The organism is Candidatus Cloacimonadota bacterium, assembly GCA_020532355.1.
Taxonomy (GTDB): Bacteria; Cloacimonadota; Cloacimonadia; order Cloacimonadales; family Cloacimonadaceae; genus UBA5456.
Window position 1 is genome coordinate 1 of the sequence record JAJBBD010000157.1, and the last position, 10,135, is coordinate 10,135.

11 protein-coding genes are annotated in these 10,135 nt (G+C 42.5%); 10 read left to right on the top strand and 1 reads right to left on the bottom strand.

The window, feature by feature from the left end; genetic code table 11:
- Positions 1 to 395: 395 nt before the first annotated feature.
- The 10 genes from LHW48_05740 to LHW48_05785 all read left to right on the top strand — a co-directional run bounded on the left by LHW48_05740 (position 396) and on the right by LHW48_05785 (position 9,666).
- Positions 396 to 1,508 (top strand): cyclic nucleotide-binding domain-containing protein, encoded by a 1,113-nt coding sequence (locus tag LHW48_05740; GenBank protein ID MCB5259962.1) that lies wholly within the window; start codon positions 396 to 398, stop codon positions 1,506 to 1,508.
- 71 nt (positions 1,509 to 1,579) lie between these two features.
- Positions 1,580 to 1,777: a 50S ribosomal protein L28 gene (rpmB, locus tag LHW48_05745; protein MCB5259963.1), complete on the top strand. Its 198-nt coding sequence runs from the start codon at positions 1,580 to 1,582 to the stop codon at positions 1,775 to 1,777.
- Between the two features lie 104 nt (positions 1,778 to 1,881).
- Positions 1,882 to 2,868: a MoxR family ATPase gene (locus LHW48_05750; GenBank protein MCB5259964.1), complete on the top strand. Its 987-nt coding sequence runs from the start codon at positions 1,882 to 1,884 to the stop codon at positions 2,866 to 2,868.
- 24 nt (positions 2,869 to 2,892) lie between these two features.
- On the top strand, positions 2,893 to 3,783 hold the full coding sequence (locus LHW48_05755) for a DUF58 domain-containing protein (GenBank protein MCB5259965.1): 891 nt from the start codon (positions 2,893 to 2,895) through the stop codon (positions 3,781 to 3,783).
- A complete protein-coding gene (locus tag LHW48_05760; protein ID MCB5259966.1) occupies positions 3,780 to 4,658 on the top strand; it encodes a hypothetical protein in 879 nt (292 codons plus the stop codon). Before LHW48_05755 ends, LHW48_05760 begins: the two co-directional genes overlap by 4 nt.
- Entirely contained in the window at positions 4,651 to 5,646 is a 996-nt protein-coding gene (locus LHW48_05765) for a VWA domain-containing protein (protein ID MCB5259967.1), read from the top strand. Before LHW48_05760 ends, LHW48_05765 begins: the two co-directional genes overlap by 8 nt.
- Positions 5,647 to 5,653: 7 nt before the next feature.
- The gene (locus LHW48_05770) at positions 5,654 to 6,634 is read left to right on the top strand and encodes a VWA domain-containing protein (GenBank protein MCB5259968.1); all 981 of its coding nucleotides are present in this window, start codon (positions 5,654 to 5,656) and stop codon (positions 6,632 to 6,634) included.
- Positions 6,631 to 7,209, top strand: a complete 579-nt coding sequence (locus LHW48_05775) for a tetratricopeptide repeat protein (GenBank protein ID MCB5259969.1) — start codon at positions 6,631 to 6,633, stop codon at positions 7,207 to 7,209. Before LHW48_05770 ends, LHW48_05775 begins: the two co-directional genes overlap by 4 nt.
- Before the next feature lies 1 nt (position 7,210).
- Positions 7,211 to 8,965 carry a BatD family protein gene (locus LHW48_05780; protein MCB5259970.1) on the top strand — a complete coding sequence of 585 codons (1,755 nt, stop codon included), beginning with the start codon at positions 7,211 to 7,213 and terminating at the stop codon, positions 8,963 to 8,965.
- Positions 8,962 to 9,666, top strand: a complete 705-nt coding sequence (locus LHW48_05785; GenBank protein ID MCB5259971.1) for a hypothetical protein — start codon at positions 8,962 to 8,964, stop codon at positions 9,664 to 9,666. The genes LHW48_05780 and LHW48_05785 overlap by 4 nt, the downstream gene beginning before the upstream one ends.
- A gap of 74 nt (positions 9,667 to 9,740) precedes the next feature.
- Here the strand turns inward: LHW48_05785 and LHW48_05790 are convergent.
- Positions 9,741 to 10,135 (bottom strand): hypothetical protein (locus tag LHW48_05790; GenBank protein ID MCB5259972.1); only part of this gene is annotated, 395 nt, incomplete at its 5' end.

Here is a 10,135-nt window from a genome sequence, read left to right on the forward strand (position 1 = left end):
GATAATTATGATTATAATCCTCTTTCCGGCTCTGTATTCCTTTATTCTCTACCGTCGGTCTCGATAGCTTTTATTTGTTCAAAATTGATTGAAAGGCAATTGCATAAGGTGTAGCCTTATACTTTAAAGTAGTCAGCAATTAATTGAATTTAATATTTACACTGGAGGAGAAGTATTTAGCCAGATAGTACTGCATGCTAATTCATCGCCTTAGACTAACACTAGATATGATTCAAGCTGAGATTCTCCTGTAAGTGCGGGATCAAGATGGCTTGATTCTTCCTTATGTTTTGCTTGAGGCACTGAGGAGAGCGAGTGAAAACACTTGACAGAAAATCTAAATTATATAATTCTTACTTTACAAAGATTAACGAGCTTAATCTAAAGGGGGAAGTATGACGCCCAAAGACGCTTGTGAAAACATCGGAATTTTCCAAGGTTTAACCGAAGAAGAAGTAACAACCTTCGCCTCAGACTTGCAGAGGATTAAATATGCCAAAGGTTCACAGATTATTACTGAGCATGATTCTGCGGATACTCTATATTTTATTTGTAAGGGTAAGGTGAAAATTAGCAAGAGTTTAAAGAATCAAGAAACTCCATCTGCAGATTTAACTACATTGGAGCCGGGAGAATTCTTTGGAGAGATGGGCATTATCAACGAGCAGCCACGTAGCGCCACCGTTGTGGCCATAGACGATGTTGAGTTATTGGTAATTCCTAAGGATGTGTTTGTAAGCATTTCGTTTAAATATCCGGAAGTAATGTTTAACTTGATGCGCACGATATCGGGCAGGTTGCGAGATACAAATGAGCGATTTGTGAGCTTGATGGATGAGATGATAAGTAAAAATCGCTTGATGGCGATTGGTATGGCTGCCAGCAAGATCATCCACGATATCAAAACGCCGCTAACGGTAATTGTATTAACCGCTCAGCTAATTGAGAATCTCTTTCCGGGAAGTGGCGAGTTTAGCCAAAGTATAGTAAAACAAACTCGGCTTATAGATCAATTAGTGCGCGAGATACTAGATTTTGCTCGTGGTGTAGAGAGTGAACCGCTTATTCAGAAGGTGAATCTCAATAACTTTTTCGATGACTTGAGAGAGATTAATGAAGCTACGTTTAAGGGCAGGAATATCAGTTTTGTGGTCGAAAACAAAGTAAAAGATTTTGTGCATTTTGATGAAGCTAAAATACGCCGCGTATTGATGAATCTAATAAAAAATGCCAGTGAGGCAATGAGTGGTGACGGAGAAATCAAGATATTGGCTTCAGTATCTTCAGGATGGCTGCAAATAAGTGTTGTAGATAATGGTCCCGGAGTTCCTCCCAAGATTCGGGATGACATATTTGAGCCTTTTATATCTGAAGGCAAACAGCATGGCACAGGATTGGGTCTACCTATTTGCCGCAAGTTGGTTCAAGAGCATCGGGGGCGCTTGGAATATATCCCATTGGAGAAAGGCGGAAGCCGCTTCGATATTCGAATTCCCCAGAGTCTGTAATAAAAGTCTTGTCAAAAAAGAGCGCCAAAATAATTTGGCACACACAGCGAAATATTAAGGGACGGATTATCATGTCAAAAATATGCGATATTTGTGGAAAGTCAGCTCAAGTAGGAAACCACCGTTCACATGCGGTTAATGCTACTAAGCGTCGTTTCTATCCGAATTTACACGAGATACGCGCCATAGTGGATGGCGGGACCAAGCGCGTGAAAGTTTGTAGCTCTTGCCTCAAAGCTAATAAGGTTCGTAAAGCCGTATCCAGATAAGATACTTCTTACACTTAAGAGCTTTTTGAATAATCGGGAATTACGGTGAAGCCGGATTCCCTTTTTTAATTTTTAATAGCAATAAACCGCTTTATGGGGGTTATGTGTTGATTGAAGAAATCCGAGAGAAAGTAACGCAAAGCTCTGCCCATCTTACCGAAGTAAGAACTGAGATTGCTAAAACAGTAGTAGGTCAGGATGCTATAATCAGCCGTTTGTTGATTGCCATTCTGGCAGATGGGCATGTGCTAATAGAAGGAGTACCAGGCTTGGCAAAGACTCTAATTGTAAGCAGTTTAGCACAAAGTTTACAAGCTAGTTTTGCTCGTATCCAGTTTACACCCGATCTATTGCCTGCAGATATTACGGGGACCTTGATCTTTAACCAAAAGACTGCTGAATTCAGCCCCAAGAAAGGACCTATCTTTGCCAATTTCATTTTGGCGGATGAGATTAACCGTGCCCCATCCAAAGTGCAATCGGCATTATTGGAGGCGATGCAGGAGCGACAAGTGACTATTGGCGATAGCAGCGAACCTTTGCCCAATCCATTCTTTGTGATGGCTACGCAAAATCCCATTGAGCAGGAAGGTACTTATTCTTTGCCTGAAGCACAAGTAGACAGATTTATGATGAAACTAATAATTCGTTATCCTTCAATGGAAGATGAACGCAGGATCTTGAAGTTGATGGTTGATCCCCAACCGGTAAAAATAAATGCCGTGCTTTCTCCCCAACAAATAGCGTCTATGCGAGAAACCATGCATATGGTTTATATGGAAGAAAAATTGAACGACTATATTCTGCATTTGGTGATGGCTACCAGATATCCGCAGAGGTACCCCAGATTAAGTACTCTGGCTCCGCTGATAAGCTTTGGAGCAAGTCCTCGAGCTAGCATTAATCTTGCTCGTGCGGCAAAAGCGCATGCCTATTTAGAAGGTAGGGCTTATGTTATTCCTGATGATATCAAAGCTATTGGCAAAGATGTGTTGCGTCACCGCATTGTGCTTTCTTATGAAGCAGAGGCAGAGGAGATAAAGAGCGAAGAGATAATCGCTCGCATTTTGGATGAGATTGAAGTTCCCTAAATAAAGTTTACGCAGGAGAGAGCTTTGCATCTGCTAAGTACAGCCGATCTAATCAAGAAAATTCGCCGTTTGGAAATACAAACTAAAAATATCGTAAATGAGATATTCAGCGGTGAGTATCACTCCAGTTTTAGGGGGCAGGGATTGGAGTTTAGTGAAGTACGAGAATATCAGCCCGGCGATAATTACCGCGATATAGATTGGAATGTTTCAGCGCGCTTGGGTTTGCCATACATCAAGAAATATCGGGAAACTCGCGAATTGAATGTGGTTTTTTTGGTTGATGTATCGGGATCCCAGTTTTTGGGGACACAATATGCACTTAAAAAAGAACGCATTGCAGAAATTGTAGCTACGCTGGCATTTTCGGCGGTAGCCAATTCAGACCGCTGTTCCTTGATTATGTATTCGGACCGTCCGGAAAAGTATCTCCCACCCCGAAAAGGGCGTAATCGTGCTTTGGAGATAATCCGGGAAATTTTGTATTATGAACCCTCTAGCAGAGGCACTTCGTTGGCTGGAGCTTGTGAATATGCGGCGAAAATACTAGGCAAACGGGGGGTAGTGTTTCTGCTATCCGATTTTTTGGATAGTGGTTTTGAGAAACAAATGGGAATACTTGCTCAAAAACAGGATCTTATAGCACTTCAGGTAATGGATAAAAGCGAGATGGAGCTACCGGATGCCGGGATATTGAGATTTCGCGATCCTGAAACTGGAGCAGTGGGATATATAAATAGCTCTGATAAGCGTTTACGGCAAGCATACAAAGCCAAAGTTAGCCTAGAGCAAGAGAAATTGCAAGCCACACTCAAGAAGATGGCTTGCGACCATCTGTTGTTTTGTAATGAAGATTCGTATGTAAAGGTGCTGCGAGCCTTTTTTGCGTTGAGGAATAAGCGGAGGATGAGGTGAAGAAAGCTATTCTGGCAGTCTTTTTTGTGGCACTCTCACTAAGTATACATGCCCAAGTTACACAACATCTTACTGGCGTGGATAGCCTTAAGATAGGCAGCATGTTTCAGCTTAATATCCAAACTGATTTTCCCTTGCAAGAAGTTTTGATCCCGGACACCTTGAGTGCGTTTAGGGTTCTTGAGAAAAAGATTCGCAAAGATGGTAGCGGAAGTGTTGCCGAATTGAGCATAATTCCCTTAAGAACGGGGACTCTTTCCTTTCCCAAGCTAGAGTTGAAAAGCTCCAGAATAATCGGTAGCGGAAGTTCTACTGATGCTTTTAGGGTTTTTGTTTTACGTAGCAGAGCCGAGGCAGATACTTTGTTAAGAGATATTAAGCCACTCCGGTCATATCCTGCTCAGCTTCCTTTTTGGCTATATCCAGCCGTATTGCTGGTGATAGTTGTACTGGCAATAATGCTAATAATACTTGCCTTTAAGCAAAAAGCTCCCCAACGACAAGCCATTTTACCCAAACCAGTGCCCACAAAAGTAATAGCTCCACATCAGAAAGCACTTGATGCCCTAGAGGAGCTATGGCAAAGTGGATTGATGTATCGCAACTATTTGGAGTATCATTTTAGGCTATCCATGATTCTGCGAGAGTATTTGGAAGCGAGTTTGGGTTTTGGAGCAATTCAAATGACCACTGCCGAGATTGCCGAAAGCTTATTGGTACTTAAACCGCAATTTGATAAAGAGTACATCAATATCTTGCACTATTGTGACATGGTAAAATTTGCAAAAGTACAACCAGACTTAGAAGATATCTCCTTGCAAACCGAGAAGTTACGCTCAATTTTAAAAAGCATAGGAAGCAAGGTTCATGTTTAGATTTGCCCAGCCTTTGTATTTATTGCTTTTGTTGTTGATTCCCGCTTACTTATATTGGGAATTGGTAAGGCGTAAAGCACGCAGATTGGCATTACCGAGTAGCAGATTACAGTTAATGTTGCAGTTATCCGGCAAAAAATGGTATGGAGCGTATCTTTATCCAGGCTTAAGGGCGGCGAGCATACTTTTTTTAATACTTGCTCTAGCTCGCCCACAATGGGGTAATGCTTCCCGCTTGTTCAATAGACAAGGAGTGGATATCGCGATAGCCATGGATGTAAGTGGTTCTATGCTGGCTCTTGATTTTATGCCTCAAAACCGATTGGGTGCTGCGGTAAAAGTTGCCAAAGATTTTGTTTCGGGGCGACCCAACGATCGTTTTGCCTTGGTGGCTTTTTCGGAATATGCGATAAGCGCCAGCCCGCTTACCTACGATCATGCGGCAATTATGGGAGCACTGGATAAACTGGATGTAAATATGCAAGCTTCTGGAACGGCAATTGGCATGGGTTTGGCAAAAGCCGTTGCGCGCCTCAAAGATAGCAAGGCAAAATCTCGCATTGTTATTCTAATAACCGATGGCGTAAGCAATACGGGAGAAATAGACCCAATCTCAGCAGCCCGAATGGCGCAAGCATTAGGCATAAAGGTGTATCCCATCGGGGTTGGAAGCGGGGGAATGGTACCCTTTCCATATTCAGATCCTTTTTTTGGTACACGCAATATTCCTACTCTTATAGAATTGGATATGGAGAGTTTAAACAGAATTGCGGCAATAACTGGAACCAATGAGGCTGCCAAGGCTACTGATGCCGGAGAATTACGCAATATCATGCAAGAGCTTGATGCGCTTGAACGTAGTGAATTGAGCAGCAAGATAAACTACCGGTGGGATGATAAGTTCACCTTGCTTTTGTGGCCGGGATTGATATTATTGGCAATGGAAATTGTACTTAAAAGCATGTTTGTAGCAATTATGCCGGAGTAGAGCTACGATGAATTTATATGCAGCCAACAAATTGTTCTTGCTATTGATCATTCCACTTTTAGGCTTGATAATATTACGCTCGAGCAAGAGTTACGAACGCCGTTTTAAGCAATTTGCCGATCCGGAATTTATGCCCATATATCTTGCTCGTAGATCTCCATTCTATAGCGGATTAAAGCTATTTCTGTTGCTTATAGCTTCTTGTTTGCTGATTGTGGGGCTATCGCGCCCACAGTGGGATTATCGTGAACAAGAGTTTGATAGTGTGGGAATGGACATCATCTTTGCCATTGATGTTTCGCAGAGCATGGATGCAAAGGACATCCAGCCAAATCGTCTTACCCGCTCAATATTGCAGGTTTCGGCATTTATAGACCAGTTGCAGCAAGATCGCTTGGGTATTGTTTCATTTGCTGGAGCTGCCACTGTAGAATGCCCGCTAACAGATGATCATGAAGCGGTTAAGATGGTACTTAGAAGTCTCAGCACAGAATCTGCCGCGCGACCTGGAACAGATATAGGAAGGGCTTTGGATCTTGCCCGCAGTGCATTCAATGCCGGATCTGGGTCTGGAATTCTTATTTTAATCTCCGATGGTGAAGACATATTGGGAAATGCCATTTCAAAAGCTAAAGATCTTGCCGATAGTGGCGTTCGCATCTACACTATGGGGGTGGGATCTGATGAGGGCGCAATCATCACAAACCCTCATACCGGAGCAGAACATATAAGCCGGATAAATTCTGAAACTCTTGAGCGTATGGCCAAAGTAAGTGGGGGAGAGTTTTATCGCATAACACCATCAGCGGCAGAGATTCAGCTTGTACTTTCACGCATATATCGCAGTGAACATGAGCATGGAAAAACTCGTAAGACTTTTATGTATAAAGAGCAATATCATATTTTTGTAATTGCCGCTTTGCTTTTGTTGTCGTTTGAAAGTATGGTTTTGCCATATAAGAAAAAGAGAAATGGGCTAAAGCAATGATGCATACTCGCAGAATACTATGGTTTGTGCTATTGCTACTATTACTTGCACTTACGGTGGAATTGCTGTTTAGAAGAAATGCCGTATTGAGTAGCTGGGCAGAAACACTGTTTAAGCACGAACGTTATGAAGAAGCGGCTAAGATTTATCAGCGAAACGGTGAGCATGCGGATGCAGCCGCCAATCTGGCAAAATCGCGGTATAAGCAGGGTAAATACGAAGAGGCGGAAGGGGCATTGGAAAACGCTATAAGCAAAAATCCTAACGAGGCAGAGTACTACTATGATCGAGGCAACATAGATTTTAAGAATGAAGAATACAAGAGTGCAGTGGAAAACTATGAGAAAGCGATTATATTAGATAACACAGATGAAGATGCAAAAGCAAATCTGGAACTAGCCCTGAAAAAATTGCAAGATAATCCTCCCCCTCAAGAACCGGAACTCAAAGAGGAGAAACAGCAAAACAATGAGGAGGAAGTGCGTAACATATTGGAAGCCTTAGATAATATGGAAGTACAAGAACGGAAAAACAAACAACAAGATACCATGCCTAAAACGGATAATTGGTGGTAAAATGAAACGTGCCCTGCTTGTAATCCTTGTGCTGTTGCCCATTGTTATGGATGCTCTAAGTGTAACTGCCTCAGTTAATAAAACCACAATTGAGCTTAACGACAGGCTCGAATATACAATCCGCATCAAAAGCGAGAACAAAATTGAGGTTTCAGAACCCCAAGCACCAAAACTTGAGCTCTTCAGCTTCGTTAACATGACTAGCTCTTCCCGGAGCAGTAGCAGCATCATAAATTTTAAAGTACAAAAAGAATACGAGCGATCTTTTACATATATATATGTTCCGCTTAAGCAGGGTTCTATCAGCATTCCCGCGCAAAGTATTAAGGTAGATAACAAAGTTTACAATACCCAAGCAATAGATGTTGATGTAGTAAAAGCATCAGGTTCATCTTCAAAGAGAAGTATTCCACCCCAAGGTTTTACCGATATTTTTGATGAGGGATTTCCATGGGCTTCCCACAGAAACACAGGCAACACAATGTTATTGGCTTTGCCACAAAGGCAAACCGTATATAAAGGAGAGCCAGTAATTGTCTCTTACTATTTATATACGGACCAGATGGTGCGTTCGTTCAATTTAGATGATGAGAGGGATTTTCCCGGATATGGGAAGAGCATTTATGAGCAGCCTAATTCGCTTGATTATGAATCTGTCACACATCAAGGGAAGCGCTTTCAACGCGCCCTTATTAAAAAGCTAGTATTATTACCCAATCAGATCGGAGAGTTAAGGGCTCCAGAATTGCAGGGCAGTGCCAGAATATACGAATTTGGTTACATGAATTACCCTCTGCGTTCAAATGATGCCTGGTTAGAAGTTAAACCCTTGCCAACTGCTGAGGTTCCAAAAGGTTATACTGGTGCAGTTGGCCGCTTTTCTGTAAGCGAGGATATAAGTAGTAAAGAGATAAGCTTGGGAGAAGCGGTTACATTTAGTTTACGAATTGCTGGTAAAGGGAATTTTAACCAGTTTGGCAATCCGCAGTTTCCGCAAAGTGAAGCACAAACCTCAAGTCCTTTGGCAATTGATAAGTTGAATGCCGGCATTGAAGGCAGTAGAGTGCTATATTACACTATTATTCCATCTGAAAAAGGTGTTTATAATCTTCCATCTGTTTCATTTAGCTGGTTCGATCCCCAAAGCGGAGCCTACAATGTTTACCGGAGTAAAAGCCAAGCAATCAAAGTTAAAAGCGCTAATGTGATCAGCTATTTTTCGGGGCTATTGGATAGCGGAAAGCCTCAGACATTGCGACCAATGCTCTCACGCTCTGTCTACAAACAATATCCAAACTATCTCAAACAAATATGGTATTGGTTGCTTGTGGCGATCATACTGATAGGAACTGCGGTAGCGTTATACTTCTGCTTACACAGAATTAAGCGACTAAGAGATCCGGAAAGTTATGCTAAATTGATGGCGGATAAGGTGCTAAAGAAATATCTAACCGAAGCTGAAAATGCAGCTAAAGAGGGCAGCGATTTGTTTTACAGTTTATCCGAAAACGGATTGATACGATATATAAGCGATAAATACAACATAGCCATGGGCTTATCTACGGCGCAAAAAATGCTGATGCTCAGCAAGCTGAATATACCCCAAGATTTGATAGATGACACTGGTAGGTTTGTTGATATCTGTGAAAGCCACAGGTTCTCCGGAGCGCAAACTGATGTTACAGCCATAATCCACGATCTTGAAAAGTTGAAATCTTTAGTGGCAAGATTTAGCCGTTTGGGAGCAAGACGATGAAACGCTTTGTTTTGATATTGGTGCTTATTACAGCCATATTTATAGTGGAAGCAAACGAGTTTGAACGGCTAAAAACAATAGAAGCGCGAGGTATCCAAAATCCAGACTTGTATTATAACCTTGGTGTTACATATTGGCAAACCGGTCAAAGCGGGATGGCAACGCTTTATTTTTTGAAGACTCTTAATCTTAATTCTGCGCATAAACTTGCCAAGGAAAATTTGAATTATGCCATCAATCTCTCTCAGGATCGAGATCTATACACACCTAAGCTCTTTTTAGTAGATCTGTTTATGCAAGTGTATGATTATATGAATCTCAACAGATTGGCACTCTTAAGCTTGGTGTTCTTACTTTTTGCTTGTATAAGTTTTATCTGGTTTGTAAATTACGATCCTAATAAAGAAAGAGGCTTGCCAAGCCTGACATTTGGCGCTTGTCTTTTCTTTTTGCTAATATCTATCTCATTCTTGGGCTTCAAAGCATACAGACGTAATCATAATAATCTGGCAGTACTAGTTGTAGAATCTGCCGAATTACGCTCAGAGCCGGATGCAAGCGCTGCGCGCGTAGCGCAAATTCATGAAGGCATAATTTTGAGTATGCGAAAAGTTGAATCGCATTGGACATTGGTAAATCTACCCAACGGACAAAGTGGCTGGATTGAGCTTAGGAATATCGCTACCGTGATTGAGGGCTAAGGCTCTCTTTCAAACTTAGTGGGTGCCATTGATCTACAGATAATTCTTCACTTGGGTGTTTCTGGCTAGCACCCTTACAGTACAGGCAGGTCACTGTTCCGCCAAGGGAAGCCGGTGCGAGCGATGGGGATGCAAGCTGGGGTGGCAAGATTCTGGTTGCCACAAATGCCGCTACAAGCAATACCTACTTTTGGGGTGGCAAGCTCTGTTTGCCACAGCGAGCGCAGCTCGCTTCTGAAGGCAGCTCCGCTGCCTCTGCCAAGCGGGAGCTTGGCAGCCCAAGCAACAGCACAAACAGCGCAGCACAAACGGATCTGTGATAGGGTGGCAAGATTCTGGTTGCTACAAATGCGGCTACAAGCAATACCTACCTTTGGGGTGGCAAGCTCTGTTTGCCACAGCGAGCGCAGCTCGCTTCTGAAGGCAGCTCCGCTGCCTCTGCCAAGCAGGAGCTTGGCAGCCCATTTCC

Excerpts from the sequence above, each read along its gene's own strand:
- LHW48_05740 (MCB5259962.1), top strand. The coding sequence starts at position 396 with ATGACGCCCAAAGACGCTTGTGAAAACATCGGAATTTTCCAAGGTTTA.
- rpmB (MCB5259963.1), top strand. The coding sequence starts at position 1,580 with ATGTCAAAAATATGCGATATTTGTGGAAAGTCAGCTCAAGTAGGAAAC.
- LHW48_05765 (MCB5259967.1), top strand. The coding sequence starts at position 4,651 with ATGTTTAGATTTGCCCAGCCTTTGTATTTATTGCTTTTGTTGTTGATT.
- LHW48_05770 (MCB5259968.1), top strand. The coding sequence starts at position 5,654 with ATGAATTTATATGCAGCCAACAAATTGTTCTTGCTATTGATCATTCCA.
- LHW48_05775 (MCB5259969.1), top strand. The coding sequence starts at position 6,631 with ATGATGCATACTCGCAGAATACTATGGTTTGTGCTATTGCTACTATTA.
- LHW48_05780 (MCB5259970.1), top strand. The coding sequence starts at position 7,211 with ATGAAACGTGCCCTGCTTGTAATCCTTGTGCTGTTGCCCATTGTTATG.
- LHW48_05785 (MCB5259971.1), top strand. The coding sequence starts at position 8,962 with ATGAAACGCTTTGTTTTGATATTGGTGCTTATTACAGCCATATTTATA.